The 24,002-nt window shown below is 63.5% G+C and carries 22 protein-coding genes; 4 read left to right on the plus strand and 18 right to left on the minus strand.

Annotation, left to right across the window (positions count from 1 at the left end):
• The 5 genes from LH365_RS12260 to LH365_RS12280 form a co-directional block, all read right to left on the minus strand.
• A complete protein-coding gene (locus LH365_RS12260) occupies positions 1 to 465 on the minus strand; it encodes a response regulator (RefSeq protein WP_226743919.1) in 465 nt (154 codons plus the stop codon).
• Positions 462 to 2,306 (minus strand): ATP-binding protein, encoded by a 1,845-nt coding sequence (locus tag LH365_RS12265; RefSeq protein WP_226743920.1) that lies wholly within the window; start codon positions 2,304 to 2,306, stop codon positions 462 to 464. The genes LH365_RS12260 and LH365_RS12265 overlap by 4 nt, the downstream gene beginning before the upstream one ends.
• A gap of 113 nt (positions 2,307 to 2,419) precedes the next feature.
• Positions 2,420 to 2,575, minus strand: a complete 156-nt coding sequence (locus tag LH365_RS12270; RefSeq protein WP_226743921.1) for an entericidin A/B family lipoprotein — start codon at positions 2,573 to 2,575, stop codon at positions 2,420 to 2,422.
• A gap of 106 nt (positions 2,576 to 2,681) precedes the next feature.
• Entirely contained in the window at positions 2,682 to 3,146 is a 465-nt protein-coding gene (locus LH365_RS12275; protein WP_226743922.1) for a hypothetical protein, read from the minus strand.
• A gap of 85 nt (positions 3,147 to 3,231) precedes the next feature.
• Positions 3,232 to 3,534 carry a hypothetical protein gene (locus LH365_RS12280; protein WP_226743923.1) on the minus strand — a complete coding sequence of 101 codons (303 nt, stop codon included), beginning with the start codon at positions 3,532 to 3,534 and terminating at the stop codon, positions 3,232 to 3,234.
• A 411-nt stretch (positions 3,535 to 3,945) separates the two neighbouring features.
• Between LH365_RS12280 and LH365_RS12285 the strand changes: the two genes are divergently transcribed.
• The gene (locus LH365_RS12285; RefSeq protein ID WP_226743924.1) at positions 3,946 to 4,119 is read left to right on the plus strand and encodes a hypothetical protein; all 174 of its coding nucleotides are present in this window, start codon (positions 3,946 to 3,948) and stop codon (positions 4,117 to 4,119) included.
• A gap of 133 nt (positions 4,120 to 4,252) precedes the next feature.
• Here the strand turns inward: LH365_RS12285 and araD1 are convergent, their stop codons facing one another.
• The gene (gene araD1, locus LH365_RS12290; protein ID WP_226743925.1) at positions 4,253 to 5,263 is read right to left on the minus strand and encodes an AraD1 family protein; all 1,011 of its coding nucleotides are present in this window, start codon (positions 5,261 to 5,263) and stop codon (positions 4,253 to 4,255) included.
• 326 nt (positions 5,264 to 5,589) lie between these two features.
• On the opposite strand from araD1, the gene LH365_RS12295 reads away from it, so the two are divergent.
• A complete protein-coding gene (locus tag LH365_RS12295; RefSeq protein WP_226743926.1) occupies positions 5,590 to 6,384 on the plus strand; it encodes a FadR/GntR family transcriptional regulator in 795 nt (264 codons plus the stop codon).
• A gap of 141 nt (positions 6,385 to 6,525) precedes the next feature.
• Here the strand turns inward: LH365_RS12295 and LH365_RS12300 are convergent, their stop codons facing one another.
• Both LH365_RS12300 and LH365_RS12305 read right to left on the minus strand, forming a co-directional pair.
• Positions 6,526 to 7,791 (minus strand): dicarboxylate/amino acid:cation symporter, encoded by a 1,266-nt coding sequence (locus LH365_RS12300; RefSeq protein ID WP_226743927.1) that lies wholly within the window; start codon positions 7,789 to 7,791, stop codon positions 6,526 to 6,528.
• Positions 7,792 to 8,060: 269 nt separating this feature from the next.
• Positions 8,061 to 9,656, minus strand: a complete 1,596-nt coding sequence (locus LH365_RS12305; RefSeq protein WP_226743928.1) for a sodium:solute symporter — start codon at positions 9,654 to 9,656, stop codon at positions 8,061 to 8,063.
• A gap of 238 nt (positions 9,657 to 9,894) precedes the next feature.
• Here LH365_RS12305 and LH365_RS12310 point away from each other — a divergent pair, with 238 nt between their 5' ends.
• Both LH365_RS12310 and LH365_RS12315 read left to right on the plus strand, forming a co-directional pair.
• Positions 9,895 to 12,303 carry a glucan 1,4-alpha-glucosidase gene (locus tag LH365_RS12310; RefSeq protein ID WP_226743929.1) on the plus strand — a complete coding sequence of 803 codons (2,409 nt, stop codon included), beginning with the start codon at positions 9,895 to 9,897 and terminating at the stop codon, positions 12,301 to 12,303.
• A gap of 268 nt (positions 12,304 to 12,571) precedes the next feature.
• Positions 12,572 to 12,952: a group II truncated hemoglobin gene (locus tag LH365_RS12315; protein WP_226743930.1), complete on the plus strand. Its 381-nt coding sequence runs from the start codon at positions 12,572 to 12,574 to the stop codon at positions 12,950 to 12,952.
• Between the two features lie 62 nt (positions 12,953 to 13,014).
• On the opposite strand, the gene LH365_RS12320 is transcribed toward LH365_RS12315, so the two are convergent.
• The 10 genes from LH365_RS12320 to LH365_RS12365 form a co-directional block, all read right to left on the minus strand.
• Positions 13,015 to 14,514, minus strand: coding sequence for a Do family serine endopeptidase (locus tag LH365_RS12320; protein WP_226743931.1), 1,500 nt, complete (start codon positions 14,512 to 14,514; stop codon positions 13,015 to 13,017).
• 138 nt (positions 14,515 to 14,652) lie between these two features.
• Positions 14,653 to 15,054, minus strand: coding sequence for a cytochrome c-type biogenesis protein (locus tag LH365_RS12325; RefSeq protein WP_255606622.1), 402 nt, complete (start codon positions 15,052 to 15,054; stop codon positions 14,653 to 14,655).
• Positions 15,055 to 15,227: 173 nt separating this feature from the next.
• A complete protein-coding gene (locus LH365_RS12330) occupies positions 15,228 to 17,198 on the minus strand; it encodes a heme lyase CcmF/NrfE family subunit (RefSeq protein ID WP_226743933.1) in 1,971 nt (656 codons plus the stop codon).
• Positions 17,195 to 17,689, minus strand: a complete 495-nt coding sequence (ccmE, locus tag LH365_RS12335; RefSeq protein ID WP_226743934.1) for a cytochrome c maturation protein CcmE — start codon at positions 17,687 to 17,689, stop codon at positions 17,195 to 17,197. The genes LH365_RS12330 and ccmE overlap by 4 nt, the downstream gene beginning before the upstream one ends.
• A gap of 136 nt (positions 17,690 to 17,825) precedes the next feature.
• Positions 17,826 to 18,890 carry a tetratricopeptide repeat protein gene (locus tag LH365_RS12340; protein WP_226743935.1) on the minus strand — a complete coding sequence of 355 codons (1,065 nt, stop codon included), beginning with the start codon at positions 18,888 to 18,890 and terminating at the stop codon, positions 17,826 to 17,828.
• Between the two features lie 70 nt (positions 18,891 to 18,960).
• Positions 18,961 to 20,325 (minus strand): hypothetical protein, encoded by a 1,365-nt coding sequence (locus LH365_RS12345; RefSeq protein WP_226743936.1) that lies wholly within the window; start codon positions 20,323 to 20,325, stop codon positions 18,961 to 18,963.
• 75 nt (positions 20,326 to 20,400) lie between these two features.
• Positions 20,401 to 21,810 (minus strand): ATP-binding protein, encoded by a 1,410-nt coding sequence (locus LH365_RS12350; RefSeq protein WP_226743937.1) that lies wholly within the window; start codon positions 21,808 to 21,810, stop codon positions 20,401 to 20,403.
• Between the two features lie 9 nt (positions 21,811 to 21,819).
• Complete coding sequence (locus LH365_RS12355) at positions 21,820 to 22,500, minus strand: response regulator transcription factor (protein WP_226743938.1); 681 nt, start codon at positions 22,498 to 22,500, stop codon at positions 21,820 to 21,822.
• Positions 22,500 to 22,847 carry a hypothetical protein gene (locus LH365_RS12360; protein WP_226743939.1) on the minus strand — a complete coding sequence of 116 codons (348 nt, stop codon included), beginning with the start codon at positions 22,845 to 22,847 and terminating at the stop codon, positions 22,500 to 22,502. Before LH365_RS12360 ends, LH365_RS12355 begins: the two co-directional genes overlap by 1 nt.
• Before the next feature lie 145 nt (positions 22,848 to 22,992).
• The gene (locus tag LH365_RS12365) at positions 22,993 to 23,949 is read right to left on the minus strand and encodes a DnaJ C-terminal domain-containing protein (protein WP_226743940.1); all 957 of its coding nucleotides are present in this window, start codon (positions 23,947 to 23,949) and stop codon (positions 22,993 to 22,995) included.
• Positions 23,950 to 24,002: the final 53 nt, after the last annotated feature.

The following is a 24,002-nucleotide window of genomic DNA, read 5'->3' on the forward strand; positions in this document are numbered from 1 at the left end:
TCATTTCGCCACGACGTTGGGGACCTTCACCACAGCGAGCATCAGGCCCAGCTTGCGGATGGCGTCGGAGAAGTTATCGTATTCGACCGGCTTGGTGATGTAGACATTGCAGCCCAGTTCATAGCAGCGATCTATTTCACGAGGGTTATCGGTCGTCGTCAAAACGATCACCGGTATGGCGCGCGTCGAAGGATCACCCTTGAGACGACGCAGGATCTCATAGCCGTCAATATGGGGGATATTAAGGTCGAGCAGAACCAGCGTGCGTTCATGCCGCTCGGTGTTCTGCGCCTCGCTCAGATTCCCGCCGAAGAAATAGTCGATCGCCGCCGCGCCGTCCTCGAAATGACGGATCGGATTGCCGATGCCGGCGCGCTCCAGATTCTTGCGGATCAGGCGGGCGTGTCCGGCGTCGTCCTCGATCATGACGAGGGTGAAATTATCGTCGAAACGGGGCACAATCATGCGGATACGCTTTCTGTAAAACGGGTTTCATCCCGGCTGTTCGGACGGCGCGGCAGACGCACATGAAAGCGCGTCCCTTCGTCAAGTTTCGATTCGAACCAAATCTCGCCCGACAAACGACGCAGCGTCGCCTTCACATAGGCCATGCCCAGCCCCAGCCCGCCCACCTCGGTCGTGTTGCGCGCGCGGCGAAAGATTTCAAACACTTTCGGCTTGTCGATATCGGCGATGCCGCGCCCGTTGTCGGACAGGGTGAAGATATAGTCGTGCAGAGTCTGACGCACAGACATTTCTATTCTTCCGGAAACGCCGGCACGCAGATATTTGACGGCATTGTCGAGCAGGTTGCCGAAGATCTGCTCCAGCGCCACAGGATCGGTATACACCTCCGGCAGCGGGTCGCAGCGAATGTCGATGCCCTTCTGTGTGATGTCGTAGCCCAGCGCACCCACGCACTTGTCGAATACGGCCTGGGCATCGACCTTTTCCAGCGTGTAAACCCGTTTGCCGATGCGCGAGAGGTCGAGAATGGCGCGCGTCAGGCTGTCCATGCGCTCCACCCCTTTCGAGATGAAGCCCAGCGCCTCCGGCACGTCTTCTTTAAGTGCCAGATCGAGCACCTTGCGATGTTCGGGCTTGAACTTCGCCTCATAGGGCTGGATGGCCCCGGCGACGTCCTTCATGGATATTTCCAGTTCCTTGGAAAAGCCCTTGAGATTGACCAGTGGCGCGCGCAGGTCGTGCGAGGTGATGTAGGTGAAGGTTTCCAGATCGGCATAGAGCTGACGCAGTTCTTCCTCGCGCTGCTTCTGTTCGGTGATGTCGGCATTGCTGCCGATCATGCTTTTGATGCCGCTGAAATCGGCCCCGGTGCCGACCCCGCGCGACAGGATCCAGCGATAGCCGCCATCCTTGTGCCGCATGCGAAAGGTGCTGCGATAGGTCGAATCCGTGCCCTCCATATAGCGGCGCAGATCGCCGTCGGCGGCTTCGCGGTCGTCGGGATGGATCAGGTCGCGGAACACCTCCCAGCGGTTTTCCACCTCGTCCGGCGCATAGCCGAGCATGGCCTGATAGGCCGCCGAGCAATAGAAGTCGCCGCTGACGAAATTGACCTCGAACAGGCCGTCGTTGATGCCTTCGGTGACCTCGCGGTAACGCTGCATGACGGCCTCCTGTTCGGCCAGACGGGTGCGGAAATCCGCTTCCAGATTGAGGATGGTCACCGTCCCCATCAGCATCACCCCGATCAGCAGGATATTGCCGATGACGAGGGTGTAGAGAAAATCCGATCGCGCCTTTTCCGCGTGGACCGCATTCATGCGGATATTGAGCAAACGCTTGATGGCCGAGGTCTCCAGCGCGCGGCGCACATGCGCCATTTCCTCGACCTGACGGCGGAAGGTTTCGCGGGTCAACCGCGTCCCGCGCTCCAGCCGCCGGTTGTCGATCTGATCGTCGAGCGTCTTGCGCAGGGCGCGGATATTGTCGAGCCACAGATAGAGGTCGCGGGCCCCTTCCGGATCGCGCCGCAGAACCATGGTGCGCAGCGCCGAGAGATCGCGCTCCAGCATGTCGCGCGCCGCCCGATAGGGCCTCAGCGCCGCCTCGTCGCCGGAAACCAGATAGCCGTGGACGCCCGTTTCCATATCGAGCAGATCGACCAGCACCACCCGACTCTGGCGGATCGCCTCATATTCGAAAAGCGCCTGCCGGTTCTGTTCCTGAATGCGGTCGTAATGGGCATAGACGATGAAGGAAAAGGCAACGGTGGCCACCGACAGCAGAACGAACATCACCAGATAGTAATGCCTCTGCCTCAGAAGCTTCTGCCACAACATCCCTTATCATTCCCCGTAAGCCGCACTGAAAACATGGCCAAAAAAGCAGAAAGCAGGCCCTGAAGCCGCGCGGCATCAGAACCTGCGAAAAGCGGAAATGTCCAGTCGTATTACTACTGCTTGGCGTCCTTGGCGGCGTCGGAGACGGCTTCGCCGCCGGCCTGAACGTCCTTACCCGCGCCTTCGATCGTGTTGCAGGCCGAAAGGGCCGGAACGGCCGCCAGCGCCACGCCGGCAATCATGATCATCTTGGCAATCTTATTGGTCATGTGCGTAATCCTTTTCAAGCTCCCCATCGTGACCCTACGATGCCGCCCCGCCGGTAATGGGTCCATGCCGTCGCGCAGAGCCTGCATAAAAAAATTATAAGAAAAATCAGGCGGCTTTTTTGCGGGAATTTGATTTCCCGGTCTTCAGCCCCTGCCGAAAGGCGCGCCAGACACCCGCCACGCCGCTGGCCACCCCTGCGGCGGTGCGGGTCAGTGCGCCGTGCACCTCGCGCTCGCCAGGCAGGGCCGAGGTTTCGCTGATCAGGCTGTCCAGCGAATGCCACACCGCCCGCCGCGCCCGGCCGATGGCCACCAGAAACGCAAACCCCAAAAATACGACCGCCACCGCCACCAGCCCGCCGGCCGCCAACGGGTCGAGCCCCAACGCTTGCAAACCGTGGAAAGACAGGATCAGCATCGTCGCCGTCAAAAGCGCCGGCGCCACCAACGCGAACACCATCAAGCCGACCAGCACGCCAAGGGCGCTGAGGAAGGCGACCGCCTGCGGCTGCACGCGGCGAAAGCGCTCACGCACCAGAAAGAGCTGGGCCAGGCGGATAAGAACGGACATCAGGACTTCCTTTCAAGAGACAGATGCAAAACGGGCGAAGTCCGCTGTGGACTTCGCCCGTCAAAGCTCAGTAGCGGGACAGCGATCAGCGCTTGATGAGCATGCCGATCAGCACGCCGGCGCCCAGCGCCAGCAGGCCCGTACGCACCGGATTGTCGTGAACTTCCTGATTCAGGCGGCCACCGGCCTTGTTGAGCTGACCCTGCGCGTCGTCGAACAGGGTGCGCAGCTTGGCACCGGCTTCACTGGCGCGGGCCGAGAGGTCATCGGCCACATGGCGCGCAGTCTTTTCCGCCTTGTCGACAGCATGGTCGGCGTCGGAACGGACATCGTGCTCAGCCAGGATCTTGGTGACTCCGGCGGCGGCTTTGGTGGCGGGGGACAACATCGATCTCTCCTTCGATTCTATGTCACTGACGAATGTGCGAATGTCGCGGAAAAATGGGGGTCACATCCACACGAACCGCGGGGCGGGGGGGGGGGGGGATGTCTGACACGGAGGGCTGTGTGAACGGCCGGAACGAGGATGGGGGGGGTATCTCGTTCGGTGTCCGTGTCGGTGGTCCGTGTGGATGTGATGAGCCGACCCTAGCGGCGGGCCTTTAAGGATGCGATGCCTATGGCGGAAAGCAAAAATAAGGGGGAGGTAAAAGTAAATTTCCTGATTTTTTACTTACGCGCAAAGCCTTGCAAACCCAGCGAAACCTGACGGTGCGCGGCGCATGGTGAAGGCCTTAGCCGGATGCGTCTTTCAGTTATGTCCGGTCTCTTTCCACCCCGCATATGAGGAGATTCAGACATGGGTGACTTCAAGGGTTCGATCAAGGAAACCGCCGGTGCCGCCGAAGAGGAACTGGGCGAAGCCGTCGGAAACGACAAGATGGCGATCGAAGGCCGCAAGCTGCGCAACGAAGGCCGCATCGAAAAGGGCAAGCTGCCCAAGGTGAATCCGGTCGGCTCGGAAAAGCCGTAAGATTGGACGTCAGAGTCTAACGTCAGACCGCTAGCAACGGAAAACCGCCCCGATCCTCTCCGGACCGGGGCGGTTTTGCATTCAAAATCATACCTCCCCACCTTTGGTGGGGAGGTATGATTGAGTTACAGCCTTAAAGCCTGACGACTTTGGCGGTGTGTGGGACGGGTTCGGTGGTTTTCAACGGATTGCGCAGCGCGTGGACGAAGGGGCGGGCGTCGATCTCGAACACGTCGCCGGCCTGCGTCTTCACGCCGTCGGCAAAGCTCGCCGTCGCCGTGCCGAAGCAGTGCACGTGCACATCGCCCGGCACCCGGAACAGGGCGTACTTGAAGTGGTGGTGCTCAAGGTTCTCGAACGTGTGGGACATATTGTCCTCGCCCGAGATGAACGGCTTTTCCCAGATGACCTCGTTGCCGCGCACGATCTTCGACGTGCCCTCGACATGGCGCGGCAGGTCGCCGGTCAGGATCTCCACCCCCAGGCTGGCCGGACGCAGCTTGGAGTGCGCCAGCCACAGATAGTTCTGCTTCTCGGTCACGTGGTCCGAGAACTCGTTGGCCAGCGCAAAGCCGATACGGTACGGCTGACCGTCGTCGCCGATGACGTAGATGCCGGCCATTTCCGGCTCCTCGCCGCCGTCCTCGGCAAAGCCCGGCGACACCAGTTCGGCGCCCGGACCGACCAGCGCGTGGCCATTGCCCTTGTAAAACCATTCCGGCTGCGCCCCCGCCGTGCCCGACGCCGGCTTGCCGTTCTTCACGCCCATCAGGAACATGCGCATCGAGTCGGTCAGGTTCTCCTCGCCGCCAGCGTCTTTGGCCTTGGCGTGCATCTTGTCGCGGCCCTCGGCCGAACCGAGGTGCGTCAGGCCCGTACCCGTCAGGTGCAGGTGCGCCGCGTCCGGATGGTCGATCGGGGCCAGCACGCGGCCTTCCGAAAGCGCCAGCCTGATGTCCACCGCTTCGCCCAGACCCTGTTCCCTGACCTGATCGACGATCGAGCGCTTGGCGGCAATGGCGGCCCGCGCCAGTTCGTAGGTCGAGGTCACACCCAGAATGACCCTGGCCGAGCCGTCATCCTCTCCGGCGGCCACGCCGCGCGCCCCGTGGGCATCGACAAACTGGATCAGGCGAAGGGTCATGGGTCGCTCCTCGGAGGATAATTGCTCTTAAAACTCAGACAATTCTTCGTGACGAATTAGGCTCGACTTTGCCGTTTGTCAAATCGTGTTTATGATCACCGGGAGATTCTCAAACTTTCCCCTCTCCCTTGAGGGAGAGGGTGCCGCGTCAGCGGCGGGTGAGGGGGCAGATCGGCCAGCCATTCTTCGATGAGGGGCGTGCGCAACACCGTTTCTGCTACTGCGCGGAGGTAGGACATTTTCCCACCTTTGCCCCCCTCACCCCGGTCCGCAATGCGGCCCGACCCTCTCCCTCAAGGGAGAGGGAATAAACGACAGGGACCTGAATGACCGTAAACCGCCCCAGCCCCGCACCGCTCGACCGTTCCCATACCGCGCGTGGCGAAGCCGCCGCTTACGGTGTGCATTTTCAGGGCCGCCTGCACGGGGCGCTGGCCCATCGTCTGGGCGTCGACATCCTCAGGGGCGTCTACAAGCCCGGCGAGGTCCTGCCCAACGAGATCGACTCGTCCTCGACGCTCGATATCTCGCGCTCGGCCTATCGCGAGGCCATCCGCATTCTGGCGGCCAAGGGCATGGTCGAGAGCCGCCCCAAGGCCGGCACGCGCGTCACCGCGCGCCGCCGCTGGAACGTGCTCGATCCGGAGGTTCTGGGCTGGATGTTCGAGACCGAGCCGTCGGAAGACTTCATCAAGGGCCTGTTCGAGTTGCGCCTGATCACCGAGCCGGCGGCGGCGGAACTGGCGGCCCTGCGCCGGACGGAGGATCACCTGCGCATCATGGACAAGGCGCTCGACCTCATGCAGTCCGAGACGCTGGCGACCGAAGCCGGGCGAAAAGCCGATCTCGACTTCCACGACGCGCTGATGCACGCCACGCACAACGAGGCGCTGGCATCGCTGAGCCACTCGATCGGTGCCGCGGTCGCCTGGTCGACGCGCTTCAAGCAGCGCCATCAGGCCCTGACGCGCGACCCGGTGCCTGACCACCGGCGGGTCTTCGACGCCATCAAGCGCCAGGACGCCGGCGCCGCCCGATGGTGCATGGAATCCCTCATCCGCATGGCCCTCGAAGACACACAACGCTCCATGCAGACGCAATACCTCGAACCGAGGGGATAACCTACCCTCTCCCTCAAGGGAGAGGGACGCGCGAAGCGCAGGGTGAGGGGGGAAACGGTTCAGTATATCTTCGGGAGAGTTAGAGCACTCTCATACCCAGCAGCCCCCTCACCCCAACCCTCTCCCTTAAGGGAGAGGGGGCTATATCCCCTCGCCTTGCGAATGCAGGCTCTTCGCCGGAGCCAATGGCGAGGTCGGCTCCAGCAGGCCGTTCTCCCGCGCGACCAGAGTCGGGATCAGGATCTGCCCCGTCACATTGGTCGCGGTACGCACCATGTCGATGATGCGGTCGATGGCCGCCAGCAGCGCAATCCCTTCCAGCGGCAGCCCTGCCGTCGACAGAGTCAGGGTCAGCATGACCGTCGCCACGCCCGGCACGCCGGCCGTCGCCAGCGACCCCAGCATGGCCGTCAGGGCGATGATGACGTAGTGGCTGGGCGTCAGCGTAATGCCGAAATAGTTGGCGACGAAGATCGAGGCAATGGCCGGATAGATGGCCCCGCAGCCGTCCATCTTCATATTCGCCCCCAGCGGCACGGCAAAGCCCGCATAGGCCGGATTGAGCTTCAGCTTCTCGATGGCCGCATTCAGCGACACCGGCAGCGTGCCCAGCGACGAGCAGGTGAAAAACGCCGTTTGCTGCGCTTCGAACACACCCTTGTAGAAGGCCACGACCTTGAGGCCGTGCAGCTTGAGCAGGATCGGATAGACGACGAAGACGTGGATCAGGCAGGCCAGATAGATGGCTCCGATGAAGCTCAGCAGCGGCGTCAGGCTCTCCAGACCGTAGGAGCCAACGACCGAAGCGATCAGGCCGAACACGCCGATCGGCGTCAACTGGATCACCCAGCGCGTCAGGCGAAACATCAACTGGCTGCCCTGCCCCACGATGCGCTTGAGGTCGGCGATGCGGTCGCCGAGCGCGCTCAGGCCCGCGCCGACGAACAGGGCGACAAAGACCACGCTCAGCACCTGACCTTCGGCGAAGGCCTTGAAAATATTGGTCGGCGCGATGCCGATGAGCACGTCCTGAACCGGCGGAATGACCTTGGGCTTGACGTCGGCCAGAGGCAGGCCGCTCAGGCCCCGACCCGGCTCGATCAGGTGGCCGATGGCGAAGCCCAGCGCCACGGCCAGACCGGCGGTGATGATGAACCAGACGATGGTCACGACGCCCAGACGCACGGCGCGCGCCCCACCGCCCTCCAGAGCCCCCTCACCCAGCCGGGAAATCGACGCCGCGATGGTGAAGAAGACCAGCGGCACGACCAGCATCTTGATCAGATTGACGAACAGGTCGCCGATCGGCTCGACCCACGGCACGGACTGCTCGCCAAAAACCACGCCCACGCCGGTGCCCAGCGCAAACGCGACCAGAACGCGCAACCAGAAGGGAATTTTGGACATGGCGGGGCCTCACGAAAATCGGAAGCGGAGCATAGGCTGATAGGGTTTGCGGACAAGCGATGAAAAGTAACGACTGAAATTAGTGACGCAAATCATACCCACCATCTTGATGGGGAGGGGCACCATCAAGCGTAGTGCAGATGGTGGTGGGGTATCTTGCGATAAGTCCGCCTGCTAGGTCTGTTGAAGTGCAGTAAGAAACCCCACCACCACATCTCGCCTATCGGCTCGTGCGGTCCCCCTCCCCGGCGTAGCCAGGGAGGTATGAATCAGAGTAGCGGCGCGACCAGAACCGCCGTAAATAGCAGCAGCCCTACCGACAGCCATCGGTAATTTTTATACCATTTCACGCCTTTCAGCGCTTCGGTTTCGCGGTCCCACACCGTGCGGGTGAAGACCAGCGCCGTCACCGAAGCCTCCGGCGCCGGACGCATCAGGCTCCCCACGATCAGGGCTGAGCCGCTGGCCACGAAGATGACGAAGGCTGCGACCAGAAAATGCAGGGGGATGGCGTCGAGAATCTCCACTCCGACGAACAGGCCGAGGCTCAGCGAAGTGCCGAGGATCAGGGAGCACCCGGCCCCGAAAGCATTGGCACGTTTCCAGAACAGCCCCATCAGGAACAGCGTCGCCACCGGCGGCACGAAATAGGCCAGCATGGCCTGAAGGTAGTTCCACAGCGTATCCTGAATGGCGCCGATAACCGGCAGCCACAGGACCGACAGGACGACGACCGCGAATATAGCCAGACGCCCGGCCAGCAGCAACCGCGCCTCGCTGGTCTGCGGCCGGTGGACCTTGAGAAAATCGAGCGTCACCAGGGTCGCTGCGGCATTATAGTTGGAGGCCAGGGACGACAGGATGGTCACCAGAAACACGCCCGCCACCAGACCGACCACCCCGGTCGGCAGCAGCCTGAACACCAGCGCGAAAAAGGTCTGATCCGGGGCCTCCAGCGCTGGGAACAGCAGCGGCGCGCACAGGCCCGGCACGACCAGCAGGCCCAACGTCGTCAGCTTGAGCGCACCGGCGAAAAGACTGCCCCAGCGGCCATGATCGAGCGATTTCGCCGCAAGCACCTTCTGCACCATGTACTGATTGGTGCACCAGAAATAGAAGCCGATCAGCGGCAGGCCAGTGACCAGCCCCGTCCACGGCAGCACTTCGTCCGACGCCGGACGCACCAGCTTGAGCCGCAGGGCGTCGCCGTGGGCGGCCCCATATGCTGACAACGCGTCCCAACCGCCAGCCGCATTGAGCGCCAGCACGCTCAACACCGCGCAGACGGCGATGAGAAAGACGGCCTGCACCGTGTCGGTGATCAGCACGGCCCGCAGCCCTCCGGCGACGAGGAACAGCCCGGCGCACAACGACAAAAGCGACCCGACTTCGAACAGGCTCAGGGCCGGAAACAGCAGACGGAACAACAGGCTGCCGGCGAACAGCAGCCCCGCTGTATCGACGAAGGTCATCAGGGCGATCGACAGGCCCGACACATAGGTGCGGGCGAACCGGCCATAGCGCTTTTCGAGAAATTCCGGGACGGTGAACACGCCCGACGACAGGTAGGTCGGCAGCACCACGGCGCAGAATAGCGTCAGGACCAGCACCGCCACCCAATCGTAATTATAGACGCTGATACCGTGGGCGTAAGCCGAACCCGGCACACCGATCAGGGCCGAGGACGAGAGGGTCGCGGCATAGAGGGTAAAGCCGACCACGGGCCAGCGCGCCTGCCCGGCGGCAAGGAATTGCTGCTTCAGCGTGGTGATCTTCAAACGCGAAACAAGCGCCAGCCCCACCAGCCCCAGCACATAGGCCGCCGCCACGCCTGCATCGATGCTATTGAGATGAAAGTCGTTCACGATCCCCCGCCCTGCTTTTAACGAAACTTAGAACGATCCGTAAGCGGGCGCTATAGCTTATCCCTCACCCGCAAAGAGGAGCGTTGTGCGCACTTGTCCGATCTGAATACGTATTCACATCAACGGCGGGTTTCACAAGGGACTGCGGCGCTGTACGAATGGGGAAAGATTGTAAAAAACGCACCTCCGGCAGAGGTATCCTCATGCAGCGAGGGGTGCGCGTTCAGGGAGTATCCTCATGTCCAAGCGCCTCATCGCGTCCGCCAGCCTGTGCGCCCTCATGGCCGCCAGCACCGCCTACGCTCAGGAAAGCAATACCGCCCACACCCCCAATCAGATCGTCTCGACCGACGCCACCGACGGCCCGGCCGAGGCCTCGCCCTGGGCAGCCGCCACCAAACAGGGCATCGGCGCGTCCTATGAGGCCTATAAGAGCTTGCAGTACAGCGACTCGGCCACGACCGGCACGGTGTCGAAGGTATGGTTCTCTCTGGCCAACGGCGTGGTGTCGGAGACCATGTACGGCCTGATCCACGAAGCCCAGATCCGCGATCTGTCGCTTGTGATTACGGGCGATGGCTGGGTGGCGACCGAAGCCGCCGACACGGTCTCGCACATCGATTATCTGCATAAGGACAAGGCCGGACGCCCGCTGTCGCCCGCCTACCGCCTGACCAATACCGACAAGCAGGGCCGCTTCGTGGTCATCAAGGACGTCTTCACCGATCCGGACCGTCAGACCCTGATGCTGCGCGTCACGGTCAAGGCGTTGAAAGGTACGGTGACGCCCTATGTCGTGCTGGATCCCTCGGTCAACAACACCTCCGGCGACGATCAGGGCGATGCCTCGAACACCGCGCTGCGCGCCTTCGACGGCCCGCACGCCCTGTCACTGCGCGCCTCCGTCCCCTATGAGGCCGCCAGCATCGGCTTTACGGGCAAGGACGCGCTGGTCGGACTGCTGAAAGACGGCAAGCTGGGCGCGCTCAACGCCACCGTCGGCGAAAAGGGCAATATCCGCGCCGTCGCCGCCTTCAAGCCGGTAACCAAGTCCGCGACCTTCGATCTGGCGCTCGGCTTCGGCAAGGACGTCGCCGCCGCCGACCGCGAAGCCGCCGCGACGCTGAAGACCGGCTACGCCACCGTGCTGGCGCGCTATAACGGTCAGGGCAAGGCGGTCGGCTGGGAAGACTATCTGGCCTCGCTGAGCGCGTTGCCGCGTCTGACGGCCCAATCGACCGACAATGGCAAGCTGCTCTACGCCTCTGCCCTGATGCTCAAGGTGCAGGAAGACCGCACCTATGCCGGTGCGCTGATCGCGTCTTTGTCGAACCCGTGGGGCGAAACGGTCTTCGCCAAACAGTCGGCGACGGGCTATAAGGCCGTGTGGCCGCGCGACTTCTATCAGGTGGCCATGGCGCTGGCGGCGCTGGGCGACAAACAGACGCCGCTGGCCGCCTATCACTACCTGCCCAAGGTGCAGGTCGGGCCGAACACGCCGGGCAATAGCGGCGACGGCGGCTGGTTCCTGCAAAAGGCCCATGTCGATGGCACGCCGGAATGGGTAGGGGTGCAACTCGATCAGACGGCCATGCCGATCATGCTCGGCTGGAACCTCAACCATCTGGGCATGATGAGCGACGGCGACCTCAAGGCGTCGTGGGCCACGATGCTGAAACCGGCAGCGAAGTTCCTCAAGGACGGCGGCACGACGAAGATCGGCTGGAACAACAGCAAGATCACCCCGCCCTACACCCAGCAGGAACGCTGGGAGGAACAGGAAGGTTTTTCGCCCTCGACCACCGCCGCCATCGTCGCCGGCCTGACCGCCGCTTCGGATATCGCCGCCCGGTCGGGCGACGCGCAGATGGCCAGCGAACTGAAGGCCAGCGCGGCTGATATTTCGGCGAAGATCGAGGCGCGCATGGTGACCACCGCCGGGACCCTCAAGGGCGGAAAAGACACCTACTATATGCGTCTGTCGCGCTCCGAAGACGCCAATAATCCGGGCGTGCAGGACGAGCGCAATGGCCGCAAGGGCCTGCGCGGCGACCTGATTCTCGATGCCGGTTTCCTGGAACTGGTGCGCTATGGCGTGCGCCGCGCCGACGACCCGAAGATCGTCGATTCGCTGCGTTTCATTGACGACGAAACCCTGCCGCAGAACCTGCGCGTCAAATACACCTTCCGCTTCAAGGGCGTCGAAGGCAGCTTCCCCGGCTTCCGCCGCTACGGCAATGACGGCTATGGCGAAGACGAGACGACCGGCGCCAATTACGGCGTGCTGGGCGGCTCGACCCCCGGTCAGCGCGGGCGCGTATGGCCCTTCTTCACCGGCGAACGCGGACATTACGAACTGGCGCGCGCGGCGCTGAAAACCGGCGGCGTGACCGATACGGACAAGACGCGCATCCGGGCGACCTATGTGCGCGCCATGGAACTGTTCGCTAACGAAGGGCTGATGCTGCCCGAACAGGTGTGGGACGGCGTCGGCGTCAAACCGACGGGCTACGAGACCGGCGAAGGCACCAACTCTGCCACACCCCTGGCCTGGACCCACGCGGAATATGTCAAGCTACTGCGCTCTCTGGCCGACGGCAAGGTGTGGGACCGCAACCCGCTGGCGGCGGAGACGTTCGCGAAGTAAAGGGTGAAAGCACGCTCCCTCCTCCCTGTCGCGTTAGCGATGGGAAGGTGGCATTTTGAGCGTCAGCGCGAAATAACGGAGGGGGATGGCTCGGACAATGCCCCTGATTTGTCTTGGTTATAAAAGCGAACTCTCAAGGCACGATGCTCTTAGCTTCGCCTGAGTTATCCCCCTCCGTCGCGCCTTCGGCGCACCATCTCCCCATGCCTTTGGCATAGGGAGGAGAAAGGGGATTGTCGCGCATGGTGCAGAGCCCTAATACCCCCGCATGGATATGACCCTCTATCAGGCCATCGGAAGCGCAAAAGGCGTCGCGGCCTTGTGCCGCCGTTTCTATCATCTGATGGACACCCTGCCCGAAGCCGCGCGCTGCCGGGCCATCCATCCCGACGACCTTTCGGGCAGCGAAGCCAAGTTCTACGACTACCTGACCGGCTATCTGGGTGGACCGCCGGTCTATGTCGAAAAGCACGGCCACCCGCGCCTGCGTTCCCGGCATTTCGGCGCAGAGATCGGCCCTCAGGAACGTGACGAATGGCTGCTGTGCTTCAACCGCGCTCTGGACGAAACCGTCGCCAATCCGGCCTTATGCGACCTGATCCGCGAACCGGTCGAACGGCTGGCCTTCCACATGCAGAACAAAGAATAAAACCAAACAAAAACCCCGGCCCTTGCGGACCGGGGTTTTGACTTATGGCTTTGCTACCTGCCTTATTTCAGGCTCAGAGGCAGCGGCACGTTGCGGCCGCTACGGTTGACCAGCAGCAGGATCGACGGACGGTTGGCCGCCTTCATATCCGCCACGATCTTGTCGAACTCGGCGCGGTTGGCGACGGGCAGGTTGTTGGCGCGGACGATGACGTCGCCGGCCTTCAGACCCTTCTTGGCCGCATCCGAAGTCGGCTCAATGGCGGTGACCACCAGACCGGTAACTTCGGCTTCGATGCCGTAGTTTTTACGCAGAGCCGGATCGATCGGCTTGACGCTCAGGCCCAGCACCGGCGCGCCGGCATCCGGGGTCGCCGTGCTGCCGCCACCGCCGTTGAGCACCTTGTTCAGTTCGTCTTCACCCGGACGCAGGGCCGCGACGATGGTCAGCTTGACCAGCTTGCCGTTGCGGAACACCTCGACCTCGACCTTTTCGCCCGGACGGACGTCGGCCACGTTGCGGGTCAGGTCTGTATTGAGCTTGACGACCTTGCCATTGACCTTCTTGACGATGTCGCCGACCTGCACGCCACCCTTTTCCGCCGGGCCGCCACGGTTGACGTCGGCAATATAGGCGCCGTCCTTGTCCGGCAGGCTCAGGCTTTCGGCCACATCATCGGTGACCGGCAGGATGGAGACGCCGATATAGCCGCGCTCGACCTTACCGCCGGACATCAGCTTGCGCGCGATGGCCGAAGCCGTATCCGCCGGAATGGCGAAGCCGACACCGGCATTGCCGCCCGACGGCGTGATGATGGCCGAGTTGACGCCGATCACGCGACCGTTGAGGTCGAAGGTCGGGCCGCCCGAATTACCGCGGTTGATAGCCGCGTCGATCTGCATGTAGTCGACATAGCCCTGCGCGCCGTCCGGACGCCCGAAGGCAGAGACGATACCCGCCGTCGCCGTGCCGGACAGGCCGAACGGGTTGCCGACCGCGATGACCCAGTCGCCGACGCGCGGACGCTGATCGGTTTCGAACTGCACATAGGGAAAGTTCTTGCCTTCCACCTTGAGCACGGCCAGATCGGTCGCCGGGTCGCGGCCGATGACAGTGGCCTTGAGCTTGCTTTCGTTGGTCAGGACGACGGTGATTTCATCCGCGCCTTCGATGACGTGGTTGTTGGTCACCACATAACCGTCGGCGGTGATGAAGAAGCCCGAACCGGCCCCGCGCACTTCCTGCTCGTTGCCTTCGCCCTCGCCCTGCGACGGCGGCTCGAAGCCGGGGATGATCAGCCCGCCGGGCACCTTCACCTTGCCCTTCGTCTCGATCGAGACGACGGCCGGCGACACGCGGTCGATGATGTCGGCAAAGGACATGGGCGCGCCCGCGGGGGGCTTTACCGGGGTCACCGCCGCCGTCTTGAGCAGGGTCGAGCCGTCATAGCCCCCCAGCCCGGAGACAGCCGCGCCGGCCACCGCCGCGCCGAGCATCAGGCCACCGGCCACGCCGGCGACCAGGCCCTTATTCTTCTTTACCGTGGTAAGCACGTTCCCCATGGGTCTTCGTCCTGAATATACGCTGTTACGGTCAACATAGGCATTTTAAGACCGCAAGCCAGTGTTTTCACGCGGGCTTACCATCTTTTAATCCATGCAACCCCAGCGGTGCGGCAAAATCGTGGCTGATCTGTGCCCTTATTGGTCACGGTTCAAAAGCGCGTCGAGCCGGGCCTGTTCTTCGGGGCTCAGGGCATCGGTTTCAGGCTCCGGGCCCTTGCGCCGGTTCATCAGGACGAAGATCGCGCCGCCGCCGATCAGCACCCCCAGCGGCAAGCCCCATAACAAGGCCGTCGACAGCGCGAAGCGCGGACGGAACAGTACGTAGTCGCCATAACGGGCGCGCAGAATGTCGCGGATTTCGCGGTCGCTCTTGCCTTCGGTGATATGAGCGCGGATATCCCGGCGCATATCGGCGGCGATGTCGGCCGAGGAGTCGGCGATGGATTCGTTCTGACAGACGACGCAACGCACTTCGCCGTAAAGGGCGCGGGCGCGATCGTCCTGCGTTTTGTCGGACAGGGCCTCACCGGGCAGCATCGCCGCCGCGATCTGGGTCAGGGCGAAGAGGGCGGTGAGGAGGGCTATCCATCCCCTCTCCCTTGAGGGAGAGGGTGGCGCAAAGCGCCGGGTGAGGGGGACGTTTACGCTTGACACTCCCCCCTCACCCCGACCCTCTCCCTCAAGGGAGAGGGGGTTAAACTTTTGATCCCTCATCCCTTCCTCCCCTTTGCCGCGACGCCCAAGCGCAACCGCCGATCGCTCAGCGACAGCACGCCTCCCACGGCCATCAACAACGGCCCGAAGAAGATCAGCCGCGCCCACGGATTATACAGCGCCCGCACCTGCCAGCCGCTTTCCGACGGCTCACCCAGCAGGAAGTAGAGATCGTCCAGCGGCTGAAAACACAGGGCCACCTCGGTCGTCAGGGTCGATGAAGCGGGATAGAAACGCCGCTCCGGCGCGGCCTGACACACGGCCTTGCCGCCCTTGCGCACGCTCAGCACGCCGCGCTGCGCCTCGTAATTCGGCCCCGGCACGCGCTCGATGCTGTTGAGGCGCACCTCATAGGCTCCGACATCGAGCTTGGCCCCGACCTGGAGATGATCGACCGTGCTCAGCTTGGCCTGCGTCTCGACCACCGCCCCGAAGACGAACAGGCCGAGCCCGATGTGCGCCAGCACCATGCCGTGCGTCGCCAGAGGCAGGCCACGGAAGCGGCGCAGGCTTTCGGCAAAAGGTACTTTCAGCAGTTGCGTGCGGTCCTGCCACACCTGCCACGACCCCAGAATGACCCAGCCGCCCAAGAGAAAACCGATCCCCAGAGACAGGGCCTTTTTCGCCTCGCCGCTGCCCAGCAGCACCGCGCCCAGCACGGCCAGAAGGACACTTATGCCCGCCGCCAGCAGGAGCCGCTTACCGGCGCTTTTCAGATCGCCGCGCTTCCACGCCATCAAACTCGCCAACGGCAGGATAAGCATGGCCACGCCCATGGCCGGCACGAAACTCAGATTATAATAGGGCGTGCCGACGGAGATGGTCTTGCCCGTCATGGCCTCCATCAGCAGCGGATAGAGGGTCCCCAGACAGACGGTCGACAGGGCCACGAAGACCAGCATGTTGTTGAGCACCAGGGTCGATTCCCGGCTGACCGGCGAAAACACGCCGCCGGAACTGAGCGCCGAGGCCCGGAACACATAGAGCGCGAACCCCGCCCCGGCGGTGATGAACAGGATGGCCAGCAGCAATATGCCGCGCTGAGGGTCGACGGCGAAGGCGTGGACGCTGGTCAGCACGCCGGAGCGCACGAGGAACGCCCCCAGCATCGAAAAGGTGAAGGCCAGAAGCGCCAGAAACACAGTCCACGACTTCAGCGCGTCGCGCTTTTCCAGCACGATGGCCGAATGCAGCAGGGCCGTCGCCGCCAGCCACGGCATGAAGGAGGCGTTTTCGACCGGGTCCCAGAACCACCAGCCGCCCCAACCCAGTTCGTAATAGGCCCAGAACGACCCCAGCGCGATGCCGAGCGTCAGGAAGACCCACGCCACCAGTGTCCACGGCCTGACCCAGCGGGCCCATTCGCGGCCGATCCGCCCTTCGATCAGGGCCGCCACGGCGAACGAAAACACCACCGAAAACCCGACATAGCCGAGATAGAGCAGCGGCGGATGTAGCGCCAGCGCAGGGTCCTGCAACATCGGATTGAGCGACTGCCCCTCATAGGGGGCGGGGTCGAGACGGGCCAGCGGATTGGATGAAAACAGGGTGAAGCCGGTGAACAGCGCCCCCAAAACACCCTGCACCCCCAGCACCTTGTGTTTCAACCCGCCGGGCAGGCCGCGCCCGAACAGGGTGACCAGCGCGCCATAGCTGAGCAGCACCATGCACCACAAAAGCATCGAGCCTTCGTGAGAGCCCCAGGCGCCGGAAATCTTGTACAGCAGGGGTTTCAGCGTGTGCGAATGTTTCGCCACGTTGGAGACGGAAAAATCAGAGGTCAGAAAGGCGTAGAGCAGGGCCGCAAAGGCCAGAACGCCCGCCGCCGCCGCCGCCAGCGACAGCCCCTCGCTCAGACGCGCCGCCCCGCGCAACGGCTTCCATGCCGAACCCGCGACGCTCAAGGCCTGCGCCACGGACAGCAGGAAGGCCAGCCCCAGACAGAAGGTGCCCAGTTCGGCGATCATTTCGCCTCGCCGAAGGGTTTGCTGTCCGGTTTGGCGGCGCTTTCCGGCCGCCACTCGCCCTGTTCCTTGATGGCCTTGACGACCTCCTTGGGCATGTAGGTCTCATCGTGCTTGGCCAGCACGGTGCGCGCCTCGAACACGTCGTCGGAGACGCGCTGCCCTTCGCAGACCACGCCCTGCCCTTCGCGGAACAGGTCGGGCAGGTCGCCCTTGAAATGCACGGTCATCTCGGCCTTCTGGTCCATGACAACGAAACGGACCTCGCCGCCTGCGCCCTTGACCACGCTGCCGGCCTTGACCAGCCCGCCGAGGCGCAGGGTGCGGTGCAGTTCGGCCTTCGCCTCATAGGCCTGAGCCGGCGTGTAGAAATAGACGACCTGATCCTTCATGGCGAACAGGGCCAGCGCCACGCCGGCCACCAGTATCGGCGCGGCGATCAGGAAGATCATCAGGCGGCGTCGCGCCTTCATCGATTTGGGAAGAAAGGTCATTGCGGCATATCTTCCCCCTCTCCCTTGAGGGAGAGGGCCGGGGTGAGGGGGAAATTCGGAACGCCGACGGCCCCCCTCACCCGGCGCATCCGCGCCACCCTCTCCCTCAAGGGAGAAGGACTACGATTGTCCACCCTCATTGCGCACCTACCGGGCGTTCGGCCTTTTGCACGATGCCGCGCGCGATCTCAGGCCGTTCAGCATAGATCCGATCGATGGACGCCAGCACCTTTTTCTCACCCTCAACATCTTTCAGCACCCGATACGAACGCAACAAACGCGCCCAGCCGTCGGGGTCTTCGGGATTTTGCGCCAGCCGCGCCTCAAGCCCCGCCACCATGCCGCCGATCTGCGACTGCACCGTCGCCGCGGCTTGTGCAGCCTGATCCAGCGCCGCCAATTCCGCCGTCACCGTGGCACGACGCCCGTCATCCGCCGCCAATTGCGATTGCACATGCAGATACAGGCGTCTCGCCTCGTCGAAACGCCCGTCCGCCGTCAGTATCTTCGCCGAATAGTACAGCGCCGTCAGGTCGTCGCCATCGCGCGTCAGGGCTTCGGCAAAGGCCGCCCGCGCTTCGGGACCGCTTTCGCCCGTGTTCAGCAGGGTCAGGGCTTCGCCCATATTGGACCAGCCCACCGCCGCTTCGGGCGCCAGCTTCGTCACGCGCTGAAACGCCGCCGCCGCTTCGTAATAGTCGCCCGCCATGACCAGAGTCTCACCCAACCGCATCCAGTAGCCCGGCTTGTCGCCGTACTGCGTCGCCATCTGCTGCATGGCCGCCGCTGCGGGTTTGGCTTCCAGAGTTTGGGGGGCGGTATTGAGCGCCTCGACCCAGTTTTTCAGCCGCGCCTCATAGGGCTGATCGGGCTGGCCGGGCTTACCGACCGCGAAATAGAGCCCCAGCGCCGCCACCGCGATGACCATAGCCCCGACAAAACCGACACGCGGATCAAGGCGCGCCGCCTCCCCCGCTTCTTCGATGCGCAGCAACGCCCGCGCCGCCTCGGTTTTCTCTTCCTTCGCCACCCCTGCATCGGCGTGGCCCGCAGACACCCGGCGGTCGAGATCGGCGGCGAAGGCTTCGTACCGGGCCCGCGCCTGATCCAGCGCGCTGTCCGGCGTGCGGCGCAGCCACAGGGCCGCCAGCCCCAGAAGAGCGGCGCACAGAAGGGCGGCGACAAGCGAGAACAGAAGCATGAATATCTGATGCGGCGGGTTGACCGGTTCTTACGAACCGGAACACAGGCATAAGCCCGTTTTCAATCGCTTAGGCAATAGTTTTCGGCGCGCGGAACACGTCGGCGGACGCGACACGTCGTCGCGCCAGATTGCCCTTGGCCTCGCCGAGCAGCCCGTCCATCAGCGGGATGACGCGATCGAAGCACGACATGACGGCGTCGGGATCGAAGGGATCGTCGGCCACGGCAATCCCCAGCACGACGTTGAAATAGGCATCCATCAGCAGTTCGGCCGACTGCACCGTCTTGGCCAGCAGGCTGGCGTAGCCGCCCTGCGCCGCGGTGGGGCGGATCTGGTTCAGGAAGGCGACGGTCTGCAGGGCCGTCTCGGCCTGCGCCGGTTTCGGTCCGGCATAGTCCGGCACTTCGCGCGTGGCGCGCCCGAAGATGCGTTCGGTTTTCAGCGGCAGGGCCTGGGAAATGACCTTTTCGACGCCTTTCAGACGCTCCTCGACCAGAGCGTTGACCGACTGATGGATGGCCACGGCGCGCTTGCCCCACGGCCCGTCGCGCGTCAGTTCGACCGATTGCTGCAGGCTGTTGAGGATGCCCAGACACTGCGCCACCCAACCGCCGGCCTCACCCAGCAGCGAGGCGTCGCGCCGGCGCATCAGCCCTTCGAAAACCTTCAGGCGTTCTTCCGCCGCCTTGAGCAATCGCTCGCCGAAACTGGCCAGTTCGGATTCGCTCAGGAAACGATCATTGGCCCGGTCCGACACGGTCGCCACGAATTTCATGACCAGAGTAGCGTCGTCCATATTGGCCAGCATAGCCTCCAGGAAACGCACCCCGCCCTCGCCGTCCTCGGTCTTGTCCGATGCGTCCTTGAACATCAGGCGAATGGCGGCGGCCTTTTCGGCGTCGATGCGGCCCATCCAGTCCGGCAGCCGCGCCAGCGCTTCACGCAGCAGACGGTGCAGGTCGAGATAGGCGGCGAATTCTTCAAGTTCGTCGGCGTCGTCCTCATCGGCGTCGGGCGCGAGCACGGCTTCCGGTCGCGCGCGGATGAGTTCGGCGCCGGCATTGACCAGACGGAAGAAGGGCACCGGCACCGGATCGTCGGCGCGCAAACCCTGCGACAGGACGCGCGCCTCTTCGACCAGCGCCTTTTCCTCGGTTTGCAGAACGCGCCACAGGCGGCTCAGCACCCAGTTGGGAAAGATCACGCCCTCGATGCCGTCGTCGCGCGCCATGAATAGCGGCACGAAGGGGCGGAACACCTGTTCCTTGAGCGTGTGGGCTTCGAGTTCGCGTGCGACCAGGTTGCGGACCTGGGTGAGCGCCGCGTCCTGCGACAGACTCAGGCTGCTGTTCAACTGACGAAGAATCCCCACGGGCAGGGTTTTCACCAGCCCGCCGACCTGTTGCAGCCGTTTCTCCGAAAGTACGCCCATACTGTCCGCCGTTGTGAACACGCTGTCAGTATGGGTTCGCGTAGTTAATTTTCCCTGACCGGTAAGCCACTCGATTTAACTGATGAAATTGGCCGGTAACATGACAACGCATTTCAATCCGCCGAGGGCGGATTTGTCGAAACTCAACCGCCCGCCATAGGCGCGGACCAACTCATCGACGATCGACAGGCCCAGCCCCGAACCCGGCGCCGATTCGTCCAGCCGCGCCCCGCGTTTCAGCACTTCTTCGTACCGTTCGGGCGGCATGCCGGGCCCGTCGTCCTCGATCAGCAGGGTCATGCCGTGCGCCTCGTCCTTCAGCGTCGCGGTGACCCGCACCCGGCGCTGGCACCAGATGCAGGCATTTTCCATCAGATTGCCGGCGATCTCCTGAAAATCCTGCTTCTCGCCGCGGAAGGCCAGGTCTTCGGGCGCGCGCCAGTCGATGGTGACGTCCTTGTCGCGAAAAACCTGCTCCAGCATGACCGCCAGTTCGTCCAGCACCGGCTCGACCGGGGTGCGCTCGCCCATATTCTGCGCACGGGCGGCGGCGCGGGCGCGGCGCAGGTGGTGGTCGACCTGCGCCCGCATCAGGGCCGTCTGTTTGCGGACGGTGTCGGCCAGCGGCGCAGGATCGTCTCCCGCCGTGGTCAGCAGCACCGACAGCGGCGTTTTCAGCGCATGGGCCAGATTGCCGACATGCGTGCGCTGACGCTCCACCACGTCCTGCCCGTATTCGAGCAGACCGTTCACCTCTTCGGTCACGGGCCCGATTTCCGCCGGATAGGTCTTCAGCAACCGCGTCTGCTTGCCCTTGCGGATGTCATGCAGTTCGTCGGTCAGGGCGAACAGCGGCCTCAAGCCGATGCGCACCTGCAAATAGATGGCGATCAGAGAGCCCAAAGCCAGCACGATCAGCGCGCCGCCGGTGATCAGGCCGAACTGCCCCACATTGCGATCGACCTCCGAGCGGTCCTCGGCGGCCATGAACAGGAGGTTGTGCCCCTGAATACGCAGATAGACGGCCGCCTGCCGCAGAGGCTGATCGCGCGGGCCGGTGGCGTTGTAATACTGAAGCTGACCCGTGGTCTTATCGAGCGTCCGGGGCATTTCCAGCACGCGCTCGGCCAGAGACCCGGACTTGTAGACCGCCATGACCCGGTCCTGCGCATCCAGCTCGACGATTTGCCAGTAGAGGCCGGAATAGATGTCTTCGGTGCGGATGATATACAGTTCAGGGATGCGGATACGGTTTTCGCCGTCGAACTCCGTGTGCGTATAGAGGTTGCGCACAATGTCCGAAATCCCCGCCTGAAACCGGGTGACCGAGGTGTAGTTGAAAAAGGCGGTCAGGCCTGCCGAGATCATGATCAGGGCGAAGATGAACCAGATGGCGGCCAGCCGGATAAGTCGCCCCGCCAGCGACCCGCGTCCATAGATCAGCGCCGCGAAAAAGCGTTTCAACTGGGTGAAGACCGCCGTCAAGCGCCGGGCCTAGATGTCGCTGACTTCATCATGCAGCGGCTTCAGGCGATAGCCCAGTCCGCGCACGGTTTCGATACGTTCATTGCCGATCTTCTTGCGCAGACGGCCCATAAACACTTCGATGGTATTGGAGTCGCGGTCGAAGTCCTGATCGTAGAGATGCTCGACCAGTTCGGTGCGCGAAATGACGCGGTTCTGATGCAACATCATGTAGTGCAGCAGGCGGTATTCCAGCGAGGTCAGGCGCAGAGGCTCGCCATTGACCGACGCCCGCGCCGCACGCGGATCGAGGCGCACCCCGCCGCACACCAGCAGGGGTTGGGCATGACCGGCGGCGCGGCGGACCAGCGCGCGCAGACGGGCCAGAAGCTCTTCGGTATGAAACGGCTTGGTCAGATAATCGTCGGCCCCGGCGTCAAAGCCCGACACCTTGTCCGACCAGGCGCCGCGTGCCGTCAAAATCAGCACCGGCGTCGCCTTGCCGTCGCGACGCCAGCGCTCCAGCACCGATACGCCGTCGATCTTGGGCAGGCCCAGATCGAGGATGACGCAGTCATAGGGCTCTGTATCGCCCAGAAAGTGGGCTTCTTCGCCGTCCGGCGCGTGATCGACGACATAGCCGGCGTCCTGAAGCGAGGCCTTGAGCTGATGCGACAGGTCGGGATCGTCTTCGGCAAGCAGAATTCGCATTACATCTTACTCAGCGAGCGGTTGGCGAGGTCGACCCGATAGGTGACGATGTTTGGGCCGATCTGCACCTTGATGACAAAGGTCGAGGGCCCGGTCTGATTACCCGACACATAGCGGCCGCCCGTGCGCTGTTCGACAAGGTTGATGGCCTCGTCGATCGAGTAGCGCTGCTGGACCGTCAGACGTTCGGCCTCGTCGAAGCGCGGACGCGCCTCAGCCGGCAAACGGCTCTCGGTGCGCACCTCTTCAGGCTGTTGCGTCCAGCCGAACGGTGCACGGTCGCGCGCTTCGGCGGCGAACGGCGCGCCGACAAGCAGCAGAGCGGAAAGGGTCAGGATCGGTTTCATAATCACTTTATAGGGTCCCCGACCTGAACCTTAGCTGAACGGGGTGCTAAAGAAAGCTTAAAATCACCATGTCCTCCTCCCCTGTAGCGAAGCGTACGGGGGAGGTGGCAGGTTGCGCAGCAGACTGACGGAGGGGGCAAACCTGCTATTTACGCTTCATCGCCGGATGGGTCGGCGCATAGGGAGCCTGCTTGCGCCAATCCTCGGCATAGGCGACGAAATCGTCATCCAGCGTATCCGGCAAAGCCAGAACCACATGGGCGAACAGATCCCCGCGCGCGCCGGACTTGGCGTCATAGCCGCCGCGGCCTTTCAGGCGCAGTATGGCCCCGGAATTGGACCCCTTGGCGATGGTGACATTGACCGGGCCGTCGGGCGTCGGGGCCTGCACCTTGCCGCCCAGAACCGCGTCCGGGATCGACACATAGAGGTCCATGTGCAGGTCGTTACCCTCGACGCGGAACACGCCGTGCGGCTTGAGCACCAGTTCGACCAGCGCGTCGCCGTGCGGCCCGCGACCGTTGGGCGACGGCGCACCCTGCCCTTTGAGGCGCAGGGTCTGCCCGTCCCTGGCGCCCTTGGGGATGCTGACGTCGAGCGTGCGTCCGTCGGTAAGCTGCACCCGCCGCGTATTGCCGGCGATCGTGTCCATCAGGTCGATATCGAGCTTGAGCCGCAGGTCGCCGCCCTTCTGGGCCTGCGCCCCGAAACCGCCGCCCGGATTGAAGCCCTGACGACGCCCGCCGCCCGATCCGAAGATGTCGAAAATGTCGTCGAGATCGATGCCGTCGAACGAGCCGCGCGCGCCGCCGCCATAGCCCTGGGACGAACCGCCCCCAAAACCTCCGCCGCCGCCGAAGCCGCTGCGATAGGTCTCACGCCCGTCGGCATCCATCTGACCCGCGTCGTACTTCTTGCGCTTGTCGGGGTCTTTCAGCAGATCGAACGCCGCCGACACGCGCTTGAAGCGATCCTCAGCCGCCTTGTTATTGGGGTTGCGGTCGGGATGCAATTCCTTGGCCAGCTTGCGAAACGCCTTCTGGATATCATCGGCGCTGGCGGTGCGCGACACGCCCAGCTCTGAATAAGGATCACCTGCCACGAAACACGACCTCCACAAATACCGGCATGCAGTTGGCGAAGGATGGGTTTCAA

It is taken from the genome of Asticcacaulis sp. AND118, from assembly GCF_020535245.1.
Lineage (GTDB): Bacteria > Pseudomonadota > Alphaproteobacteria > Caulobacterales > Caulobacteraceae > Asticcacaulis.